20 protein-coding genes and 1 pseudogene are annotated in these 21,487 nt (G+C 63.7%); 3 read left to right on the top strand and 18 right to left on the bottom strand.

Features of this window, described 5'->3' with window-relative positions; genetic code table 11:
* Positions 1–27: 27 nt before the first annotated feature.
* Positions 28–378, top strand: coding sequence for an IS66 family insertion sequence element accessory protein TnpA (gene tnpA / locus U5817_RS13185; protein WP_407277607.1), 351 nt, complete (start codon positions 28–30; stop codon positions 376–378).
* Between the two features lie 120 nt (positions 379–498).
* Here the strand turns inward: tnpA and U5817_RS13180 are convergent, their stop codons facing one another.
* The 5 genes from U5817_RS13180 to U5817_RS13160 form a co-directional block, all read right to left on the bottom strand.
* Positions 499–1,719 carry an MFS transporter gene (locus U5817_RS13180; RefSeq protein WP_407277606.1) on the bottom strand — a complete coding sequence of 407 codons (1,221 nt, stop codon included), beginning with the start codon at positions 1,717–1,719 and terminating at the stop codon, positions 499–501.
* Positions 1,709–2,746 (bottom strand): alcohol dehydrogenase, encoded by a 1,038-nt coding sequence (locus U5817_RS13175; RefSeq protein ID WP_407277605.1) that lies wholly within the window; start codon positions 2,744–2,746, stop codon positions 1,709–1,711. Before U5817_RS13175 ends, U5817_RS13180 begins: the two co-directional genes overlap by 11 nt.
* The gene (locus U5817_RS13170) at positions 2,743–3,846 is read right to left on the bottom strand and encodes a flavin monoamine oxidase family protein (RefSeq protein WP_407277604.1); all 1,104 of its coding nucleotides are present in this window, start codon (positions 3,844–3,846) and stop codon (positions 2,743–2,745) included. Before U5817_RS13170 ends, U5817_RS13175 begins: the two co-directional genes overlap by 4 nt.
* Before the next feature lie 56 nt (positions 3,847–3,902).
* On the bottom strand, positions 3,903–4,184 hold the full coding sequence (locus tag U5817_RS13165; RefSeq protein WP_407277603.1) for a hypothetical protein: 282 nt from the start codon (positions 4,182–4,184) through the stop codon (positions 3,903–3,905).
* A 74-nt stretch (positions 4,185–4,258) separates the two neighbouring features.
* The gene (locus tag U5817_RS13160) at positions 4,259–5,032 is read right to left on the bottom strand and encodes an SDR family NAD(P)-dependent oxidoreductase (protein ID WP_407277602.1); all 774 of its coding nucleotides are present in this window, start codon (positions 5,030–5,032) and stop codon (positions 4,259–4,261) included.
* A gap of 177 nt (positions 5,033–5,209) precedes the next feature.
* Between U5817_RS13160 and gcvA the strand changes: the two genes are divergently transcribed.
* Entirely contained in the window at positions 5,210–6,121 is a 912-nt protein-coding gene (gene gcvA, locus U5817_RS13155) for a transcriptional regulator GcvA (protein ID WP_407277601.1), read from the top strand.
* Between the two features lie 179 nt (positions 6,122–6,300).
* Here gcvA and U5817_RS13150 read toward each other — a convergent pair.
* A pseudogene (locus U5817_RS13150) lies at positions 6,301–6,897 on the bottom strand (transposase); the annotation flags it as partial.
* A gap of 41 nt (positions 6,898–6,938) precedes the next feature.
* On the opposite strand from U5817_RS13150, the gene U5817_RS13145 reads away from it, so the two are divergent.
* Positions 6,939–7,295, top strand: a complete 357-nt coding sequence (locus U5817_RS13145; RefSeq protein ID WP_407277600.1) for a flavin reductase family protein — start codon at positions 6,939–6,941, stop codon at positions 7,293–7,295.
* Between the two features lie 82 nt (positions 7,296–7,377).
* On the opposite strand, the gene U5817_RS13140 is transcribed toward U5817_RS13145, so the two are convergent.
* The 12 genes from U5817_RS13140 to U5817_RS13085 form a co-directional block, all read right to left on the bottom strand.
* The gene (locus U5817_RS13140) at positions 7,378–8,439 is read right to left on the bottom strand and encodes a GlxA family transcriptional regulator (RefSeq protein WP_407277599.1); all 1,062 of its coding nucleotides are present in this window, start codon (positions 8,437–8,439) and stop codon (positions 7,378–7,380) included.
* A 348-nt stretch (positions 8,440–8,787) separates the two neighbouring features.
* The gene (locus tag U5817_RS13135; RefSeq protein WP_407277598.1) at positions 8,788–9,975 is read right to left on the bottom strand and encodes a hypothetical protein; all 1,188 of its coding nucleotides are present in this window, start codon (positions 9,973–9,975) and stop codon (positions 8,788–8,790) included.
* 423 nt (positions 9,976–10,398) lie between these two features.
* Entirely contained in the window at positions 10,399–11,337 is a 939-nt protein-coding gene (locus tag U5817_RS13130) for a GlxA family transcriptional regulator (RefSeq protein WP_407277597.1), read from the bottom strand.
* Positions 11,338–11,674: 337 nt separating this feature from the next.
* The gene (locus tag U5817_RS13125; protein WP_407277596.1) at positions 11,675–12,697 is read right to left on the bottom strand and encodes a LysR substrate-binding domain-containing protein; all 1,023 of its coding nucleotides are present in this window, start codon (positions 12,695–12,697) and stop codon (positions 11,675–11,677) included.
* 6 nt (positions 12,698–12,703) lie between these two features.
* Positions 12,704–14,050 (bottom strand): NAD(P)/FAD-dependent oxidoreductase, encoded by a 1,347-nt coding sequence (locus U5817_RS13120; RefSeq protein ID WP_407277595.1) that lies wholly within the window; start codon positions 14,048–14,050, stop codon positions 12,704–12,706.
* 95 nt (positions 14,051–14,145) lie between these two features.
* On the bottom strand, positions 14,146–15,654 hold the full coding sequence (locus U5817_RS13115) for an aldehyde dehydrogenase (RefSeq protein ID WP_407277594.1): 1,509 nt from the start codon (positions 15,652–15,654) through the stop codon (positions 14,146–14,148).
* Positions 15,655–15,657: 3 nt separating this feature from the next.
* Positions 15,658–16,575, bottom strand: coding sequence for a dihydrodipicolinate synthase family protein (locus U5817_RS13110; RefSeq protein ID WP_407277593.1), 918 nt, complete (start codon positions 16,573–16,575; stop codon positions 15,658–15,660).
* A 94-nt stretch (positions 16,576–16,669) separates the two neighbouring features.
* The gene (locus U5817_RS13105) at positions 16,670–17,968 is read right to left on the bottom strand and encodes a TRAP transporter large permease (protein WP_407277592.1); all 1,299 of its coding nucleotides are present in this window, start codon (positions 17,966–17,968) and stop codon (positions 16,670–16,672) included.
* A 6-nt stretch (positions 17,969–17,974) separates the two neighbouring features.
* A complete protein-coding gene (locus tag U5817_RS13100; protein ID WP_407277591.1) occupies positions 17,975–18,493 on the bottom strand; it encodes a TRAP transporter small permease in 519 nt (172 codons plus the stop codon).
* Between the two features lie 81 nt (positions 18,494–18,574).
* Entirely contained in the window at positions 18,575–19,585 is a 1,011-nt protein-coding gene (dctP, locus tag U5817_RS13095; protein ID WP_407277590.1) for a TRAP transporter substrate-binding protein DctP, read from the bottom strand.
* A gap of 502 nt (positions 19,586–20,087) precedes the next feature.
* The gene (locus U5817_RS13090; RefSeq protein ID WP_407277589.1) at positions 20,088–20,516 is read right to left on the bottom strand and encodes a hypothetical protein; all 429 of its coding nucleotides are present in this window, start codon (positions 20,514–20,516) and stop codon (positions 20,088–20,090) included.
* Positions 20,513–21,082, bottom strand: coding sequence for a DUF6036 family nucleotidyltransferase (locus tag U5817_RS13085; RefSeq protein WP_407277588.1), 570 nt, complete (start codon positions 21,080–21,082; stop codon positions 20,513–20,515). The genes U5817_RS13090 and U5817_RS13085 overlap by 4 nt, the downstream gene beginning before the upstream one ends.
* Positions 21,083–21,487 lie beyond the last annotated feature (405 nt).

The following is a 21,487-nucleotide window of genomic DNA, read 5'->3' as shown; positions in this document are numbered from 1 at the left end:
ACTCCTGGTTTTCACCAGGAGATCGTAATGAGTGAGCAATCCGAGCGCGCTGCGCGCTGGCGCGAGCACGTAGAGCGGTGGCGCCGCAGCGGTCAGACCCAATCAGCGTATTGTGCCGAGCACGGCGTGAGCAAAAAGTCGCTGGGTTACTGGATTCGCCAGTGGCGGCAGGGGGCAGCGCAGCGCTCGGATCGGGCGCTGACCTTCGTGCTGGTCTTCCTGGTGAAGGACATGGAGCAATACACGATTCTGACCCGGGAGCTGTTCTTCGAGAACAATAACGTCAAGCGCTTCAGAACTCTGGTGTCGATGAGTAACGTCAAGCTTGGGTTCGAGGTGCCCTCGGAAGGAGGTACCCGTAGAGGGCGCAGTTGCTGACATAGCAGGGAGTGCAACTCAGGCCCAACTGCTCGCACAGGCCATGCAGCAGCTTTGCCTCAGAGCTGAAGTTCGAGACAGCAGCGAATCTTGCCCAGACGTTGCTCGGAGTGATTCAAGTCACGCTGGGGCACGGATACTGCGGTTCGCCCCTGAACGTGCGAGTGTGAGAGTTGCCAGCGCGAGAGGAACGAACGACAGCCAAAGCACGGTGTTCCATCCGTATGCGGTCAGCACGCTGCCGGACAGCAGCGAGCCGAAGGCCACCGTCCCGAATACGACGAAGTCATTGAACGACTGGACGCGGGTCTTTTCCTCCGGGCGATGACACTCCAGCACGAGCGCCGATGCGCCCACGAAGCCAAAATTCCAACCCATGCCGAGCAGGATAAGCGTGAGCCAGAAATGCGCGACATCGGCGCCCAACAGGCCCACGGCGGCCGAGAGCGCGGTCAGCGCCAGGCCCGCTGCGACCACCCGGTGCGCGCCGAAGTGTGTGATCAGCCGGCCGGTGAAGAAGCTCGGGGCGTACATCGCGATCACGTGCCACTGCACACCGAGGTTCGCCGATTCCTGTGACAGGCCGCACAGCCGCATGGCGAGCGGCGCGGCAGTCATGAGGAAGTTCATCAGGAGATACGAGACGACCCCGCAGGTTACGGCCGTGATGAATTCGGGCTGGCGGGCGATGACGCCGATCGGACGGCCGCCGGCAAGCTCTTCCGCCGTCGGCGCGGGCAGACGGACGCCAAGCAGGACGATTGCCGACAAGGCAGCTACGGCTGCCTGAGCCAGAAAGGTCCCCGCGAAGGTGTATGGCGTCCATAGATCCATGGTGTAGGTCACGAGTTGCGGCCCGATCACCCCGGCAACGACCCCGCCCGCCATGACGAAGGACAGCGCCCGAGGGCGCCGCGTCGGCGGCACGCAGTCTGCGGCCGCGAAGCGGAACGAAAGGACCACGGCGGCATAGGCGCCGCCGAACAACGTTGCCGCACAGAATAGCCAGAAGAGGCCCAGCACCACCGCCAAAGCAGCGAGCAAGCCGACCAGCACGCCGCAGCCCGTGCCGACCAGGAAGGCGGCGCGGCGACCGTGGCGTCGGGCGATGACGCCGGCCGGTAAGGAGCAGGCCGCCATCCCCAGCACGAAGATCGTGATCGGCAGCGTTGCCAGCGCCGGACTGGGCGCCAGCATGTTTCCGACGATGGCACCAGTTGCATAGACGACCACAGCGTTCGCTCCCGAGAGCGCCTGCGCGACCGTCAGCCTTACGATATTGCTCCTGCCGCAAGCGTAGTGGGCCGGTGAAGCCTGCTCAGTTTCGCCGTTATTGTCCATCGCGCGTCTTCTTCATCGTCAACACCATTCGAAATTTCACGTCGCCAGACTTCATCCTTTGATAGGCTTCGAACGCCCTTTCCAGCGGCATGGTCTCAACCCGGGGGCGCACGCCGGCCAGGACGCTGAAGTCGAGCGCCTTCTCGTTCTCGTAGGGCGTGCCCGTGATTGATCCGAGTACGCTGCGCTCACCGACCACAAGAGGGCCCACTGACACGGGCAACGGGTCCTTACCCGCGCCGAGCAGTACCAGCCTGCCGCGTGGTGCCAGGCCGGGCATCAGGGAGGAAACCGCTTCCACGTTGCCAATGGTCGTGACGATTGCGGTTGCCCCGCCCAGTGACTTGAGCCGGGTTGCGGCATCCTCGGTTCGGGTATCGATATAGACGTGTGCGCCGAGCGCCAGGGCCGTCTCGGCAATCTCCCGCCCGCGTCCGATGGCGGCGACCTTGTAGCCCATCCTGCGGGCATACTGCAGCGCCATGTGTCCGAGGCCGCCGATACCCTGGATCGCGACGAGATCGCCCGCTTCTGCGCCCGATTTCTTGAGCGCGTTGAAGGTGGCGATCCCGGCGCAGAGGATCGGCGCGGCCTCTTCGGCGGCGAGTTCACCGGGAATCGACACCAGCCCGGAACTCCGCGCCAGCATCATCTCAGCATAGCCGCCGTCGCAGGATGCGCCAACGAAGGGCTGGTTCTCGCAAAGTTGGAACTGGCCCTGACGGCACTGGGCGCATTCATGGCAATGGCCGCCGAGGCGGCCGACGCCGACGCGTTGCCCGAGCTTCCAGATCGACGGGACGTACTCGCCGATGGCGAGGATGCGGCCGACGACCTCATGGCCCGGTACGCGTGGCGGCTGTAACGCCGGATCCGCTCCCTCAATGTCGGATGCATCGGCGCCGCAGATACCGCAGGCTTCGACTTCAATCAGCACCTCGCCTTTTCCAGGCGTGGGCGTATAGCGTTCGACGAGTTCCAGCGAACCAGGCTTCGTCACCTGCATGGCGCGATAGGTCGCCTTCATGAGGCCGCCTCCAATTCGTTCATGATCTGCATGACTGCGTACTCGGCCGCTTCGATGGCCCCGGCGAGATAGCCCGCGTCCCGGCGCCCGGCTTCGCTACCGGCCAGCAAGATGCGGTTCTGCCATTCCCCCGGCACGGATGCGAGGCCAACTGAAATCGGATGACGATCCGTGCGCCTGTCGTCATCGGTCGCAGTCAGCGGATCAACGGCCCAATCCTTGAACAAGGTGGCGCGGGGGGTGCCGGCCTCCGGCCCGAACAATTGGGCGAGTTGTCGGATGGACGCCTGGACGATTACATCGCGCCCAAGCTTTGCACGCTGTTGGGCAGAAACACCGACAAAGCCAAACAAGGCCGCCTTCCCCGAAGCGGTCGTCGCATCGTGGATCTCCACCAGCGGGCCGACTGTGCTTTGCGCCGTGCCGGAGAGACCCGCCTCTCGCCAAAATGGCCGGTCGTAGAGTGCGAAAAACTTTGCGTGTGGCGCCATCCAGGTTGGCGTGTCACGCCAGTTCCGGGCTGTTACCGCATCGAGGGCGGGCGAGAACGCGACCGTGGCCTCGAGCAGGCGCGGGGGCAACGCGAAAAGGACGTGCATCGCCCGCATGGTCTGGGTGGTGCCCTTCGCATCGACAAGACGAACCTCGACTTCCGGTTCATTGAGCGTGACATGCGTCACCCGCGCACCCAGCCGGATTTCGGTCTTCGGCAGCCCCTCGGCGAGAGCGGCGACGATGGCTCCGGTGCCCCCGATCAGCCGCATCGACTCCGGCTCCTGACGCATGCCTTGAAAGCGTCGCGGAGCTTCACCGTGCATCCGCTGAAAGAGCATGTCGCCCTCGCTGTTCTGCGGAAAGGCGGACAATCCAAGGTCAGCCACGAGGTAACTCATCGCCGACTGCATGCCGGGCCAGAACCATGAGGGGCCGAGATCGAAGCCGTCATCCGACGCCAGGCCCGCGGCGTCAGTCGACAGAATCCGCCCTCCCAACCGGTCTCGGGCCTCGAGAAGCTGAAAGCCGATACCGGCTCGATGGAGGTGACGGGCTGCGGTCAGACCGGCGAGACCACCTCCGACGACGAGGACGGGAGTCTTCATGGCGATGACTGTCGGGATGACGATGCGAGGGGCTGCGGACTTGCCACATTAGGGGATCAGGCGACCTGGTAGATGCGCACCTCGGGCACGGCATCCAGCAGCGGTTTGAGAGCGCCGACCACGTCAGCGCTGAACAGCGCGCTTTGCAGGTAGGCGCTCGCATTTTCCATGTTGTCGAAGCCATGCAGCACCTGCACGTCTTCCTTGCGCACGAGCAGTGTCTTCGATTTTGCACCGGTGATGGTGTCGAGGAACGGCGCCTTGTACTTCTGGTAGATCTCGGAGGCGGCGGCCCGGTTGGCGTTGGCGATGTTGAGGGTGATTTGCAGATAGACCATTTCGTTTCTCCCGGTTAAGAGCGTTGTTGAGCTGAGGGGGGCGGTCAAAAGGGCTGCTTTTTGCCCGAGCCACATCAGTTGCGACCGGCCATCACGCCACCATCGACGTCCCAGACCGCGCCGGTGACCCAACTCGCCTTGTCCGACAGCAGGAAGGTGATCGCTTCGGCGACATCCTGCGGCGTGCCGACACGGCCGATCGGGTGGAAGCCGTTGAAGCCCTGCAGGGCGCTGTGCACCTCGGCCTTCGGGATGAAGCCTTCGTAGATCGGGGTCTCCACCACCGCCGGCGACACCGCGTTGACGCGGATATTCTTCGGTGCCAGCTCCATGGCCAGATGCTGGGTCAGCGCATGCAGACCAGCCTTGGCCATGGAGTAGGCCGACGACGGTGTCGCCGCGATGGCCTGCTTGGCCCACATCGAACCGATATTGACGATTGCGCCCGGGTGGCCCTTTGCGACCAGGTTGGCGGCGACCTGCTGGGTGATGAAGAAGAACGCCTTGTTCAGCTTCATGTACTGATCGTAGTCGGCGTCACTGTGTTCCAGGAAGGGCTTGGGGAAGAACACGCCGGCCGCATTCACGAGCAGCTCGATATCCGAATGCTGCTCTTCGATCGCCTTGCGCAAGGCGGTCAGACCTTCGTTGCTCGACAGATCGGCCGTCAGTGCCGCGACTTGGCCCAGGGTGGCCAGTTCCTTGCGGGCCGCCTCGGTCTTCTCCGGGCGATGGCCGACGATCACTGCGCTGCCGCCTTCGGTCAGCACCATTCGCGCAGTCTCGAACCCCATCCCGCTGCTGCCGCCGACAACCAGCAGCTTCTTGCCCTTAAATTGACCGCTCATCCCGATGCCTCTGTTTCGTGGTAGAAAAACTATTTGCCCTTGCCGGCATGTGTAGTGCTGCACCCGATTGCGTACTTGCCGCTGACGTCTTGGTGGATTGGGTTGAATTCTTCGCCGATTTGCCTCCCCGGACAAATCAGATAAAGTATTCCTACCGCAAAGAAAAAATTTCTCATCGTGAAGCTGCCTGTCCATCTGCATGCATTGCGTGCATTCGAGGTCAGCGCCCGCCATCGGAGCTTTTCCGCGGCAGCGACTGAACTCCATGTCACCCCGGCTGCCGTCGGGCAACTCGTGCGCGCGCTGGAGGACTGGCTGGGGACGCCGCTGTTCCTTCGCAGTGCCAGCGGACGGGCGCGACTCGTCGCAACCGAGGCGGCCGAACGTGCCTTGCCGGACATCCGGGCAGGTTTCGACAGACTGGCGATCGGCCTGGAACGGCTCAAGGAGGGCTCCGCCGGGGGAGTGCTCACCGTAACCGTCAGCCCGGCCTTTGCCGCCAAGTGGCTGCTGCCACGCATCGACCGCTTCCAGTCCGCTTGGCCCGACACGGACGTGCGCCTGGAAACAAGCCTCAAGGCGGTGGATTTCGTTGCCCAGCGTGTCGATATCGGGGTGCGTTATGGCTTGGGAAACTGGCCCGGACTTACGGCAGACAAGCTCATGGACGAGGAGGTTTTTCCGGTATGCTCACCCAAGCTGCTACACGCGCCCGGACGCTTGCAGAATCCGAATGAGTTGGCGCGGGAGACCCTGATCCACGACTTGTCGATGGACAGCCATGCTGCCTTTCCCTCATGGGACGCATGGCTACAGAGAGCGGGGGTGACCGATGTTGCTACTGCACGCGGCATGAAAATCAACAACTCAGCGGCTGTCTTGCAAGCCGCGGCCGAAGGGCAGGGGATCGCACTCGCCCGCAGCGTTATGGTGCATGACGATCTGGCCGCCGGACGCTTGGTTCGGCTTTTTCCGGAAATAACGTTCCCTTCGCGTCTCGCCTATTACGTTGTTTATCGTGCCGAGCTTTCCGATAAGCCGGACCTCGTTGCCTTCCGGGATTGGTTGATCAAGGAAGCAACGGCTTAGTTAGCAGGTCCAATTTAATTGTTGTACGGTTCTGCACTGGATTTGCAGCGCTGCAATTGGCCGAGGCTGTAAAGACGGCTGCGGATGCGCAACAGTGAGTCTCTTCGGCGCGCTTCGTGGCAGTCAGCGTTATTCAATGGCAACGAGGTGGCTTTGTTGAGGGCGTAAAAAGGCCTCCTTCAGGCCCGCATCGCCGCCATCAGCGCCTCGTTTCCCATCAGATTCATCACTCGCTTCAGGTTGTACGCACAGAACGTGCAGACTCATCTCCGTTCGGACGCGTTCGAGGCCTTTGGTCAGTAAGTGAGTCGCGCCCATCCACGCCTTGAGGGTACCGAAGGGGTGTTCGACCGTCCGACGTCGAATACGCTGCTGTCGGGCGCTTCATCGAGCCGCGCCTGCATGACCTTCAGCTCTTCCTCATGGACCCAGCGACTGACACGCCAATAGGCACAGTGCGTGCACTGGTCCTTGATGGCACATCGCGGGCAGGATGAGCTCCAGTAGCGATTCATCGTCAGCCCCGCCTCGACTCGCGCCAAGCGCCAGATCAGGCGCTCGCCCGCCGGACATACGTACTCGTAGTTGTCACGGTCGTACACGAAGTCTGCCCGGTCGAACCGTCCCTCTGCTTTCGCGTTGGAAGTCGTGCCTTTCGGAACGAGCGGCACGATGCCGGCTTTGTGGCAGGCGAGGATCTCTTCGCTCTTGAAATAGCCCCGATCGGCGATTGCCGTGAGGTACTCCACCCGCATCGCCTTGCGGGCCTCCCGACTTCGCCGAGCGCGAGATCTTCTGCTGCGGACCGGAGCCTTACATGGCAGCCGTCCGGGCCTTGCTGGCCGGGGGTGGCTTTGACATGAAGCACTATCACGAGGAAAGCTTCAGCTTCGCCGACACGCCAAACGATCAGGAATGCGAGGACGCCGGTGAGGCAAACGATACAAGCGCTGCCGACGCAGTCGGTTTCACCGTCGAGTTCGCGAAAAGCGGCCGTACAGTGGTTTGCGCGCCTGGACAGAAGCTGCTCGACGCGGCGCGCGTGGCGGGCCTGGGGCTGCCATCGTCCTGCGCCAAGGGCGTGTGCGGCACCTGCAAGTCGCGCCTCGTTTCCGGCGAGGTGGACATGGTCCATGGCGAGGGCATCCGCCAACGCGAGTCGATCAGGGCTTGATCCTTCCCTGCTGCAGCACGCCGCGGAGCGACCTCGTCATCGAGCGATGACGTCGGCGCGGGAAAGCCGGCACCGGTAGCGATCAGCCGCGACGGTGCCTCGCGCTGACCTGGGACGGCGGCACGCCGAAGAACTCGCGATAGCAGCGGCTGAAGTGGGGCGTGCTGCTGAAGCCGCAAGCGATTGCGATGCTGGTGATCGGTTCATTGGTCTGCTGGAGCAGGCGGCGCGCGCGGGTGAGACGGGCTTCCAGGTAATAGCGTGATGGGGTCGTACTGAGGTGGCGCTGGAAAAGGCGATCGAGCTGGCGCTGGGAAACCCGCGCCCGCAGGGCGAGCTCCTCTATGCTCAACGGTTCCTCGATATTGTTCTTCATCAGTTGCAGGACGGCCTGGAGCACTTCAGGGAAGGTGGGATCGTCCACCAGTGTCGGCATCGGACTGTCGGGCAGGTCGTCCAGAGTCCGGTCGCAGGCGAGGATCTCCTCGATGCCGCGAACCGTCTCGTCACCATGGTGATGGCGGATCACCGCGAGCATCATGCCCAACGCACTGTTGGCCCCCGCCGACGAAATGCGGTCCCGGTCAATGACAAAGGAATTGGGCAGGAGCCGGACCTGGGGGCGCAACTCCTCGAGTCCGGCGCGGCTGTCCGGATGCACGGTGCAGCTGTAACCATCCAGCAGGCCGGCGTGCGCGAGCAGGTAGCTGCCGTTCCACAGGCTGCCCAAAATCACCCGGCGCCGCGCTGCCTCGCGCAGCTTTTCGACAACCGGACGCCGCGGTTCGAGATTCGAGCGGAAGCCGCCGCAGATGATCAGGAGGTCGAGATCCTTCGTGTCCAGCCCGACCAACTCGCCGTCGACCGAAATGTTGATGCCCAGGTCGCTGCGCACCGTCGCCCCTTCGAGGCTGTATATCTCGAAGCGGTAGAGCGGCTTGCGACTGATCAGGTTGGCGGTGACGATCGCGTCGACGGCGCCGGTAAAGGCCATCATCGAGAAGTGTTCGAGCAGCACGAAACCGATCCGGCGGCAGATCGGAGGATGTACGTCGCGGGACGGCTGGCCCTGCAGATAGGCCTTGTTGCTGTGCCGCATGCGGCTGTCGAAGCTGCGCGGCGGTTGCCGCAGTTTGTCCCCCATTCATTGCCTCCACGTGTCCGGAACCGCCGTGAGCCGAGCCGAATATACAGCAGATTCCGTCACGGGCCGCGGCAGCAGGCCCGGCGCGACGGGGCGCGACAATCCGGTGTGACGCGCAGCCCGCGTGTCGCTCCGGGGCGCGACCGCTTCGCAGCCGTGCGCGCAATGCGGATAGGAACCTCCCCTTCGGCGGCATGCATTCGATCGTCGTGCCGATGACCGGCGCCCCATTCCTGGCAAATTCACACGCCGCAAGCGGGGCGCAGATGAAATTGCCCGGATCCCTGCGGGGCCCGGGGCAATTTCGAGGGTCGAACCGGCGCGCGTGTCGCCCGACAGACCCCAAGATCAGAAGTAGTAGCCGATGTTCGCGTAGAAGGCCTTCTTCCACTTGTCCTCGCCGCCGGCGGCGGCGCCGCTCACGTAGTCACCGGTGTACGGGTCGTTCCTGCCCCAGCGCATCTCGGTGTAGATGAACAGGGGGCCGGCGCTGAAGTGGGCGCCCGCGATGATGCGCTGTGAGTCCTTGTAGCCAGACTTGTCCTTGGTGACGACGCTGTAGTTGAGGTAGGGCGTGATGCCGCTGACCGGGCCGTAAGTGCCGGGGAGGGCGTAGCTCACTTCGGCCGAGTAGAACTTCGATTTCGACGCCACGTTGAAGGAGCCGTCGTAGGCGCCGAAGGTCACCGTGTCGTTGCCCGTGACCGCAGGGTTCTTCGGCGACATGTTCTGGCGGCCGACCTCGGCGAGCACGCCCAGTGCGCCGAACTTGCCGCCGTAGTGCAGCGCATAGGCCTTGCGGCTGCCGTCGTCGTCGGTGTCCTCGTTGCGCAGGGTGGATCGCAGCGCGGAGACGCCCAGCTCCGAGCTCGCCTCCTTGCCATGCTCGAACTTGTAAGCCACTCGACCGACGAACAGGTCGCGCTCCTTGTTGTCGCTGCCGCCCGTCACATAGCTGTCGGCTTTCACGACGTTGACCGAGTAGCGGTTGCCGTCACGCGAAGTGCCGGTCCAGTCGCCGCCGTCCTTCGGGTAGTAACCGACCTGCACGTCGAGCGGGCCGAATTTGTGTTGGACCTTGGCGCCGAGGTTGTGGACGTCTTCCAGACCGACGACGTTGACGAGGCTTTGGTAGAAGGTGCTGCTGACATAAGGCAGCAGGCCGAAGGGCACCTGGTTGATACCCGCCACGACGCGGGTGTCCTGGCCGAATTTGTAACCCAGCCACGCCCAGGACGGGAAGTTGATACGGCCGATCTCCCTCGTATAGTCGTACGGGTAGGCGCTGCCATAGAAGCGGTATTGAGCCGAGCCGAAGACGGTCGAGGAGTCGTAATTGACGTCGATACGGAAGGTGTCGAAGCTCAGCTTGCTGACTTTGTCGCCGTAATCGCGGTAGTCGTAGCGCGCGCGCAGCGCACCGCCGATCTTGAGTTCGCCGTCTTCGGCGGCGTGGGCGGGAAGGCCGCCCAACGCGACCATGATTCCGGCAAGGACGGCGGGCAGGGCCGAAATGCGGGCGGGTGAGCGCTTCATCGTTATCTCCTCGTTCATTGTGGTCTCCCTTGGGAGTGGCGGTGGCGGCGCGGACGTTGCGTGTCGCGCTTGATCCGCTCTTCAGGCGGATTGCCCAGATCGCATGTTAGGGAAGGGGGTGGCGAAGGGCTGCTCTGGGTTGGACGCAAAATCTTCCATCCCGGACGTGTTGCACATCACGCGCCGTCCGCGGTCAGCGACTGCTTTCTCGATCGGCGCGGGAGTGCTCGGGACGTTGGGGCGCGTGACCACTTTTCGCCCGGTGGGCTGGTCGAGGCGCCGGACTCGAAGGGCATTCAAGAGAACGAACGTGCTCAGTTCCAGGCACGGCATCCGGGTGCCCTCGCGCGGGCGCGCGAAATATGATGCCTGCGAGACCGGCGGGTAGATGCGTGCCGAGGGTGCAGGCAGCGCCGGTGTTGATCAGTTCCGCCGTGCGCCGCCGACTTGCGAGGGCAAAACGCAGAAGAATTCGCGATAGCAGCGGCTGAAATGGGAGGCATTGCTGAAGCCGCAGGCGACGGCAATGCTCGTGATCGACTCGTTCGTTTGTTGCAACAGACGGCGTGCTCGGGTGAGGCGTGTCTCGAGGTAGTACCGCGAAGGCGAGGCGTTCATGTAGCGCTTGAACAGACGATCCATCTGACGGCGCGAGATGCTCGCGTGCTGCGCGAGATCGCCGATCTCCAGCGGTTCCTCGATGTTGTTTTCCATCAACTGAAGAACGGTCCGGAGCGCTGAAGGCAGGCAAGGATCCTCGCCTACACCGCGCAGCCGGTACTCCGCCTGGTCCTCGATGGGGCGGTCACAGGCGAGGATGTCCTCCACCCCGCGCACGACCTCTTCCCCATGATGGTGGCGTAGTACGGCCAGCATCATGCTGAGAGCACTGCTTGCGCCCGCAGACGAGATGCGGTCGCGGTCGATTACGACAGGATGGGGTTGCAGTCTGACCCGAGGGTAGGTTTCTTCGAGTCCCGCGCGGCTGTCGGGATGCACCGTGCATGCGTAGCCGTCGAGGAGCCCCGCGTGCGCGAGCAGGTAGCTGCCGTTCCAGAGGCTGCCAAGGGTCGCCCGGTGATGAGCCACTTCGCGAAGTTTCGCGACCACGGGCGGCCGAGGTTGCAGGCCGGCCCGGTAGCCGCCACACACGATGAGAATGTCTATGTTCTTCGCATCGAGCGCGGTCAGTTGGCCGTCGACGGAGATTCCGATCCCGAGGTCGCTATGTACCGTCGATTCGCCGAGGCTATAGGTTTCGAAGCGGTACAGCGTCTCGCGCGCGACGAGGTTCGCGGTGACGATCGCGTCGACGGCGCCGGTGAATGCCATGACTGAAAAGCGTTCGAGGAGCACGAACACGACACGCCGGCAGGTCGCCGGCGCCTCGATCTCCGGGGAGCGTCTCTCCACGTATGCGAGATTGCCGTGGCGCAAGCGGCTCTCGAAGCAACGCTGGCTTTGATGGATATTTCCGTCCATGTCTGTCCCCATGTTTCAACCCCATGGCGTGGCGGATCTCATGGGGAAGGTCTCGGGCCTTTTGTTCATGCCTTTCTATTCGAGACATCGGGGAGCGTACGGTCGCCCCGACCATGGCGGCAATCGAGGATTTTCAGGGCTCGCGCAAAAGGCGCGGCTTATGCCGCGAGGGGTGCCGCCGGCCGCGCGGACAGGCCGTCAGTTCTCGTGCGCGCCGTCAGGGACGCGGCAAGTGACCCTGTTCCACTTGGGCGAGATCCGAAAGGATGAACTCGATGAATTCCTGCACGGCCGGCTTGTCGCGCGAGGACTTGTTCACTTTGAGGTAGCTGCCCCGATCGACACGCAGCGGAGCGTCGAAGAGCGCGCAGAGTCTGCCCTGCGCGACCAAGGGGCGGACGAAATGGTGCCAGCCGAGGACGAAACCGTGGCCTGCTAGCGCGGCGTCGACGAGGATCGGATAGTTGTTGCTGACGATGGGCGGATGGCGGCTCGGCGCTTCGATGCCGTGGGCGGAGAACCAGTCGTTCCAGGTAATCGGGAACCAACCTATCGCCTCCGACGACCAGTGCTTCGGGTGCAGGGTGAGCAATTCGGCACCGGCGAGGCTGGCAGGATCGGGAAACGGTCCGCAGCGGCGCAGGTACTCGGGACTGCACACCGGCTCGACGATCTCGGGAAAAAGGTAATGCAGGGTCTCGCCGACATCACAGCGTTCATTTCCGCAGATTAGCGAGATGTCGACTTCGTCGAAATTCCGGAGCGTGTCGTCTTCGTCCGATGCGAGCAGGACGAACTGGACTTCGGGGTGCATGCAACGGAACCGGTCCATGTAGGGCTTGAACCAGTACGTAACCGCCGCGTTGGTGCCCGAACATGTGATGACCGGCGTTTCTTCCGGATGATGGAGGCTCTCGATCGCTTCGCAGAGCCGGTCAAGGCCGCTGCTCACCGCGGCGAGGATGGTCTGGCCGGCAGTCGTCAGTTCGAGACTGTTGTGCTTGCGGACAAACAGTACCGTCCCGAGCGCCTTTTCCAATCCGCGGATCTGCTGGCTGATGGCGGCCTGCGTGACGTTCAGTTCGTTACCGGCAAGCGTAAAGCTCAGATGCTTCGCGGCGACCTCGAAGGTTGCGAAAGCCCCGAGAGAGGGAAGGTAGCGCCGTTTGTAGACCATGGGCCGATTTAACCAGCGCCCTATTCCCAGCACAATAGGCGCTGTTTGCGGCGGCGTATCCATCGTCCTTTACTCCTTCCGCGCCAGCCACTCCTTCCAGCGAATTACAGCGTTTGCTCCGATGGCGGCAATGGGCTCGGGCGGCAAGCGCGTGGGTTCGGGCTCCCTGGCGAAGAAGGTCGTGACGGGGGAAGATACGCCGCTGGCGAGTTCGGCCGCGCAGATCCCCGTCAGCGTGCCGCGCATGGCGCCCAGGCCGTTCTGGCAGCAGGCGGCGAAGATGCCGTCGTCGATCTCGCCGGTTACCGAAACGCTGTTCTTCGACAGGCACAGGTGGCCGGACCACACATAGGCCATCTTCACCTCGGAGAGATTCGGAAAGCGCGCGTCGAATTTGCCGCGCATGACCTCGGTCGCGCGGCGCATGCCATGTTCGGTGGATTCCATGTCCGGACGGAACTCCGCGCAGGTCCGCGTGATGATGCGGTTGCCGCCCTGGCCGGTGTCGATCCGGCGCATCGTCGTGCCCATAGGGTCTGAAGGCGTGACGCCCCAACGGCTGCGTCCGCCGAGTTTGGCGAGTGCCTTCGGGCCAAGCTCTTCGGTCATGCACGCGAAGAGCATGATGTGCATCAGGCGGCCGCGCTTGAAGCCGAAACTTTCGATATGTCCGTTGTTGGCCAGGATGATCTTGCTGGCGGAGATCCTGCCGCGCGGGGTGCTGATGTGCCATGCGGACCCTTCGCGCCGGAAACCCGTCACCGGCGTGTTCTCGTAGATGTCCACCAGCGGCGCGAGGCCGCGCGCGAGCCCGCGAACGTATCCTGCCGGTTGCAGCATGACCGTACCCGGCGTGTACAGGCCCGAGCGATAGTAGTGGCTGCCCGTGAGCTCGAACATGCCCTTCTCGTCAAGTAACTCGTAGGGCTCGCCCAGGCTCTCGAGGTGCTTCGCATAGCTCAGGTTCTGCGCGTGGCTGGCCTCGGCGGCCGCGCCGTTGACCTTGCCGACGGGGTCGAAATAGTTCGGGTCTATCCCGTACTCCACGACCGCTTCGCGGGCGTATCCGATCCCCCAGCGGTTGAGTGCGATCAGGCTGCTGTCCGAGCCTTCGTCGGTCCCGGCGTAATTGGACGAGGTCAGCTCGTGGGGCAGGTCGATCATGAAGCCCGAGTTGCGTCCGGCCGAACCCTTGCCGATGCAGCCGGCGTCGAGCAGGACGATGCGCGCGCCGGGGTTGAGCTGTGCGAGGCGGCGTGCCGCGTAAAGGCCGGCAAAACCGGCACCGACGATGGCGAAATCGCAGCTCCGGTCCCCGTCGAGCGCGGGATTCGGCGTGCGGGGTCCGAGGATCTCATCCCATGCCGCCGGTCCTGCAAGTTTGGGCAGGCGTTTTGCAGAATACTCTTTGGTCATTTCCGTGCTCATCCGAGGGTGGAGGACAGTCCGGGAAGGGCAGGGGCGACATGCGCCGCCCCGGTTTCCCGATTGCCGCCGGGTCCGGTGGGTGATCAGTTCTTCCCGGCGTCCGAGGCGACGTTCAGGTCGAGCCAGATCGTCTTGAGCTGGGTGTACTGGTCGTGGGCGTGGATCGAGTTGTCGCGCCCGCCGAATCCGGACTGCTTGTAGCCGCCGAAGGGCGTCGCGATGTCGCCTTCGCCGAAACTGTTGACCGTCACGGTGCCTGCGCGGATGGCGCGGGCGCCGCGGATCGCACGCTTGGTGTTGGCGGTGAAGAGGGAGGCGGCCAGGCCGTATTCGGTATCGTTCGCGACCGCGATCGCCTCATCGAAGTTCGATACCGTGATGACGGACAGCACGGGCCCGAAGATCTCCTCGCGCGCGAGGAGCGAATCGTTGCTGCCGACATCGACGATCGTGGGCTCAACGAATACGCCGTCGATCGCCCGGCCACCCATCAGGATCTCGCCCTGCTTCGTCGCGGCGAGGTAGGTGCAGACCTTGTCGAAATGCGCCTTCGATACCAGCGCGCCGACGCGCACGGTCGGGTCGAGCGGATCGCCGACCTTCCATTCGGCGGCGAGCGTCATGACCTTCTCCAGCAATGCGTCCTTGATGTCCTTGTGCACAATCAGCCGGGAGGCGGCCGAGCAGTTCTCGCCCATGTTCCAGAAAGCCCCGTTCACCACATGCGCGGCGACGACGTCGAGCTCCTCGGCATCGTCCATGACGACGCAGGGGTTCTTGCCGCCCATCTCCAGCACGACTTCCTTGAGGTTGGAGTCGGCCGAGTAGTGCAGGAAACGCCGCCCCGTGACCGTGGAGCCGGTGAAGGAGACCATGTCCACATCCGGATGCCGGCCGAGCGGTTCGCCCACCGCGCTGCCGCTGCCGGGAACGACGTTGAGGACACCCGCGGGTACGCCGGCTTCGTGCGCGAGCTGCGCGACGCGCAGCGCCGTGAGGGAGGTCTCCGCAGCGGGCTTGAGGACCACGGAGCATCCGGCCGCCAGCGCGGGGCCGATTTTCCACGCCAGCATCAGCAGCGGGAAGTTCCACGGCAGGACCAGGCCCACTACGCCGACGGGCTCGCGCACCACCATCGCGATGTGATTGTCCGACGCGGGTGCGACCTGATCGTAGATCTTGTCGATCAGCTCCGCATGCCAGCGCAGGCAATGGATCGTCTCGGGCACGTCGATCGTCGTGCAGTCGAAGATGGTCTTGCCGCTGTCGAGGCTCTCCATCACGGCAAGCTCGGTGGCGTCGCGCGCCATCAGCTCGCACAGCCGCAACAGGACTTCCTTGCGCTCGCCCGGGCGGAGCCTGGACCAGCGGCCGTCATCGAAGGCGGTGCGGGCGCTCGCCACGGCGAGATCGACGTCCTCGGCGGCGCACGCGGCGATCTCGGTCAGCACGGCACCCGTTGCAGGGTTGGTCGTGCGGAAGGTCTTGCCCGAGATCGCGGGACGGAAGGCGCCGTCGATGAAGGCCTCGTTCGGCAGCGCCAGGTTGCGGGCGATGTTCTCGTATTCTTCGCGGGTCAGCAGCGTGCTCATGGTTCAGCCCTCCGCCTTGATGGCTGCGATGGTGGGCTTGAGGGTGGCGAGGACGGCCTCGAGCGCGGCCCTCTCCTCGTCGTTCAGACCCTGCAGGGGTGGGCGCACGGGGCCTGCGCGCAGGCCCGCGACCTCGGTGCCGTGCTTGACGCACTGGATGAACTTGCCGCCCTGCTCGAGCACGCGCATCAGCGGCATCATTGCCGCCATGATGCGGCGGCCCTTGGCGAAGTCGCCCTTGAGCACGCAGGTCTCGTAGAGGAACACATGCTCCTCGGGCAGGAAGTTCGAGCCCGCGCAGATCCAGCTGCGCGCGCCCCACGCGAAGAACTCCAGCGCCTGGTCGTCCATGCCGCAGGACATCTGGATTTGCGGGTAATCGAGCGCGAGCAGGTGCAGGCGGTTGATGTCGCCCGAGCTTTCCTTGATGCCGACGATGTTGCCCGAAACGCACACCTGGTCGAGGAAGGTCGTGCCCATCTCGACGCCCATGCGCGCCGGGTAGTTGTAGAGGATGACCGGGAGGCCCGCGGCGCGGTCGATCGCCAGCGCGTTGATCGCGTTTTCCGCTTCGGTCGGCACGGAATAGGGCGGCGTGCCGAGCAGGATCGCATCCGCGCCCATGTCGCGGGCGCCGGTGGCAAGGGCGATGCTGTCGGGCGTGCGCATCGCGCCGGTGCCGACGATCAGCGGCAGGCGGCCCTTGAGGCGCTCCTTGATGAAGCGCGCGAGTTCGAGGCGCTCCTCGACCGTCTCGGCGTAGTTCTCGGCGGTCGAGCCGCCCGAGATGATGCCATGCACGCCTTCATCGACGAGGTGCTCGACCAGATTGGCCAAGGCGTCGAGATCGAACGAGCCGTCCGCCTGCATCGGCGTGACGACCGGCGTGTAGATGCCTTCGAGCTTGAAGCTGGAATTCATGTCGGTTCCATCCTGTTTAGGACGCACGGGGGGCCTCAATGGGCCCGCGGCGTCATGGTTGTGGAAGTTGCTGGGGGTGGGGGACTACAGGCGGCTACTGGACGAAGCCGAACATTCGCGGCAGGTAGAGCGCGAGCGGTGACCAGTAGGTGGTGACCAGCATCACCGGAAACGCGCCGAAGGCCATCAAGTAGAGGGCAGGGCGCGTCACACCGGCCATCCCCACGTTGCCGACGCGGCACGACATGAAGAGGATGGGCGCCATCGGCGGGCTGTTCGCGCCGATCACCACGCTCGTGCCGATGATCGCGGCGAAGTGCACCGGGTCGACCCCGATCTCGGCCATTACCGGCACCATCAGCGGGCTCACGATCGCGATCACGCTGACGTCATCCATGATCATGCCGATCAGGATCAGGAAGATGTTGACCATCAGCAGGATGATGACGGGATCGGAGAAGTTCTCCAGCAGCAGATCGGTGAGCTGCTGGGGCACGCCTTCGAGCGTGAAGATGCGGCTCGCGACGAAGGAGAAGACCAGGATGATCATGATCACGCCGGTGGTCTTGGCGGCCTCGACGACCGCCTGGGCGACCTTGCGCAGGTCGAGCTCGCGATACACGAACAGGCCCACGGGGATCGCATAGACCACGGCGACGGCGGCGGCTTCGGTCGGCGTGAACACCCCGCCGTAGATGCCGCCGAGGATGATCACCGGCAGCATCAGCGCGGGGATCGCCTTCCAGCCGGTGCTGGCTGTCTCGGAGAGGCGCTGGCGCCACGGCGTCTTGGCGTCGTTGCCGCCGAGATGCCGCTTCACATGGATGGCATTGAGGATCGACAGCAGGATCATCAGCAGGATGCCGGGACCGACGGTCGCGAGGAAGCAGGCGGCGACCGACTGGCGGGTGACGACCGCGTACAGGATCATCGTGATCGACGGCGGAATCAGCAGTCCGAGCAGCGACGAAAGCGCGAGGAGGGCGCTGGCGTAACCGCGGGAATAGCGATGGCGCTCCATGGGGTCGATCATGATCGAGCCGATGGAGGCGACGGCCGCCGAGGCCGTGCCCGAGATCGCGCCGAAGATGCCGCAGGCGACGACCATCGAGGTGCCCATGCCGGTGCGCGAGCGACCGACCATGGCTTCGACGAAATCGACAAGGCGCTTGGCGATGCCGCCCGTCTGCATCAGGTAGCCGGTCATCACGAACAGCGGCAGCGCCACGAGGATGACGGAGTTGATCGACCAGAATCCGGTCGTCATCAGGGAGGAAATGTCGACGTCGTACAGCAGCGACAGAATCAGCGTCATCCCCGCGAAGGAGAAGACGACGGGCACGCCGATCATCATCATCACGACGACGGCAACAATGGCAATGAGAGCTTCCATGTCAGATCACTCCATCGGGGACGACGGATCGCCCGGCGAAATGTTGGCGCCCGACAACTCGAGGATCAGGTCGCGAATCAGGTAAATCACGAATGCGATGGATGCAACAAAGAGGCTGACTTGCGCGGTCCACCAGGGGATGCCGAACACGGCCGTGGTCTGTCCGCGCTCGAGACCAAAGGCGAACAGATTCCATGCCCAGGTCGCGAACATGACGGCCACCCCGAGCGAGATCACCGTTGAGACCAGCGACGCGGCGCGGTGAATCTTGGGGTTGCTGGTCAGCACCTGAACGAAATCGGCGGACAGGTGCGAGCGCTCCCGCGAGGCCAGTGCGGCGCCGAGCATGTAGAACCACATCGCCGAGAGCAGCATGAGTTCTTCCAGACCGAAAACCGGCTTGCCGAGAACAGCGCGGCTGAAAATGCCGATGGCCAGCAACAGGGCCACGGCGAGCCCGATAAGGACGAGGATCGGGTTGACGATGCGCACAACGAGCGCATCGAGGCATCTAAGGATATTCATGACGCATTCCTTCCCCGAAGGGACGTGAGGCACGGCAGGCGGGGCTGCGGAGGGCGCAGCCCCGCCGTCAGGAGGGATGCCTTATTTAGGCGTCGAGGCGTTGGCGCGGACCTGGGTCATGATCTCGGGGCTCAGTTCCTTCTCGATCTGCGGCCACACGGTCTTGCGCACGCGCTCGACCCAGGCCCCCTTTTCCTGAGCGTTCGGCACGATGTACTTGATGCCGGCCTTCTGCGCCGCCGCGACCCACTTGTCGTCTTCGGCCTTGGCGTTTTTGAATTGCTGCTCGATCACCGCCTGTGCCGCCGATTCGATGATGCCGCGGTCTTCGGCGTCCATCTTTTCCCAGGTTGCGCCGTTCATGAGCAGCGAGTAGGACGCGAAGTTGTGCGAGGACTGCACGAAGTAGTTGAGCTGGTCGCGGAAATACTCGTAATCCCAATAGATCACGTTGGACGAATCGCCATCCACGACGCCCGTCTGGATCGACGTGTAGACTTCGGCCCAGTCGATCGGCACTGCCTCGAATCCCATGGCTTGCACGGTCTGCGGCAGCGGGAAGATCGGCTGCGAGCGCACCTTGATGCCCTTTGCCTTCTCGAAGCTGGTCGCGTAACGCCCCTTGGTGCCGATCCCGCCGAACCCTTCGGGGAAGGGCCCGAAATACTTCAGGCCGATATCCTTGTAGACCGGATCCATGAGCTTGCGCAGCCATCCGTCCTGGCCGTAGGACTTGATGGCGTCATCCCAGTCCAGGACCAGGTAGGGGATGTAGTTGACGACGATGCGCTTGTCGTAGGAGGTCTGCGGCCAGGTCAGCATCATGTGGATGTTGCCCTTGACCAGTTGATCGAACATCTCCTGCTGGCCGCCGAGTTCGCCCTGGTAGAAGACGTTGACCTTCATGCGGCCTTTCGATTTCTCCTTGATCATCGAGGCCCAGCTCGCGACGGCCTTGCCGTTCACGGAGTTGCGGTCGCCCGATTCGGCGGCCAGCACTAGCTTGTAGCTCTTGTCGCTTGCCTGCGCCGAAATGGGAAGCAGCATTGCAATTGCGGTCGCGACGGCGGCGATGCCTTTCAGCTTGAACATGAGTCTCCTCCTGGATGGATTCGTATTGAGAGGGTCGGGCCGCTCTCTTGTTGGTGCTGCATGGGCTGCAGATTACGTTTCGCCCATCCGGGGCGGCAAGCGAGGTCTTTCAGGAGTTGGGGATAAGGTAAACCTTATGACCCCATGCAAAAGATCAGTGCGAAGAAATCTGGCAGTCGAGGGCGGCTGAGCGCAACGCCCGCAGCGTCATGGTCCTGTACGGGGCGGTATTGAAGCATCGGACGAAAGCCCGACGTGATGGAATGCCGGGGGGGCGCGAAAGTGATTGATCGGCCAACAGAAACGGGATGCCCCTGGGCCGCGAATCGGCGACACGAGCAAGGGTAATCCCCCGGAGCTCACTGAACGTCCTGGGGGAATGTCGCAATGGCCGGCACCGCCTTCAGGAGAGTTGGTCGAGTGCGCGCAGTGGGGAGAAAGTCGAGGACCAGCCTGCAAGCCGACCGCAGCGCGGCGCCCGGCTCGGGTGCAGGCCCGCTCCTTACGGTGTCAGGGATACGGGGGCCACCTTGGCCTTGTCCGAGGCATACTGCCGGGTCTGGTACGGCATCAACTCGCCCAGGCGGCTGGTGAGATCCATGGAGGCGCCCCATGCCACAGCCAGCGGATCCTTGCGACCGGTTACGTCGGCCGCGGGCGTCGGGGAGGCTGGCTGGTACTGACGGACAGCCGAGAGTACCTGCAGCTTCCGCTCCTTTGGCAGAACGTTGAAGCGGGCCAACCTGTCGACCAAGTAGCCGGCGTCGGGTCGGAGATTGGCGGGCACCTTCGCCAGGTTGGGGACTTCGCCCGCGTACCAGAGACGTTCAGCGACTTCGCGCAGCAGCTCGGGCGCGACATGCGCGACCCCTTGGCGAGCCACGTCGCCGAGCATCCGCTCTAGTGCCATCCGTCGAACCTGTCGCTTCACGAAGACCTCCTCTCCTCTAATTTTCTTCTAACATGGGCCAAATTTGGGGTCAAGTCAGGCCCCACGTAATATTGATTCGCTTCCAGCGCCAATTGTTCAAACTTCTGCCAGGAGGCTCCCGGTAAGGAGAGGAGGGTCAGGATGTCCTCCAAGTCCACGTCTCCCAGTCGGCCGAGCTTGGAAAGGGCGATGTCTTCGATGCTCGGCAGCATGACGATGACGGTTGACTTACCGGTGCCCTCAAGGGGCACTGCGCGGTCCTGGTAGTCCATATGGAGCGGACCCAGGGTCGAGTTGAAGGTCGGGTCATAGACCAGCTGCGAAGGACCTTCCTCGGGATCGTCGTAATCCACGGGGGGCAGCTCAGCCAGGATGAGCATCAGCTCCTGCTTCAGTGGCGGCGGATATGCGAACTCGGCATCGACGTCAGTGCTGGCCCGGGACTGGGCGTGGAGATGCACCGCGCAGCCCCCGAAAATGTATGCGTGGACCGCACCGGGCGGCACTTGGCGCCGAGCGAGTTCCTCGCCCAGGTTGCCGAAGAGCCGCAGGATCGCGTCGGTCATTGGAGTGTTCATGGTGACTCCAGAAGCATTGCGTGAAATTGTATAGGGTTAGCAGGGAACGGAAGCGAAGTGAGGGAAGGGCAGGGCAGGGCAGCGTACGCTGGACTGGCGATCGCCGCCTGTGCATCGAGAACTGGCGAGGGGCGAGTGCAACCCGAAATGCTGTCGCTGACCAGCAATCCTCGCGTGACTGTTACGCGTCTGCGTCGAGCCCAACACGGCATTGGGAAGCAGCTTGCGCAATGAGCGTCAAGATAAGTATTGCCCCGTGCCGGTCATTGATGTGGGCTCGTGCATGGAGTGCAGGATCGCTTCGGGGGAATGAATGTGTCATAGAAGCCTGCGTGAGATTTGCGTGACTTCATGGAGCCTCATGCTGCCGACACCATGCATCTGCAACGGGCG

The sequence above is a fragment of the Aromatoleum evansii genome (genome assembly GCF_045689615.1).
GTDB classification, from domain to species: Bacteria; Pseudomonadota; Gammaproteobacteria; order Burkholderiales; family Rhodocyclaceae; genus Aromatoleum; species Aromatoleum evansii.
This window is presented reverse-complemented; position numbering and strand designations above follow the sequence as displayed.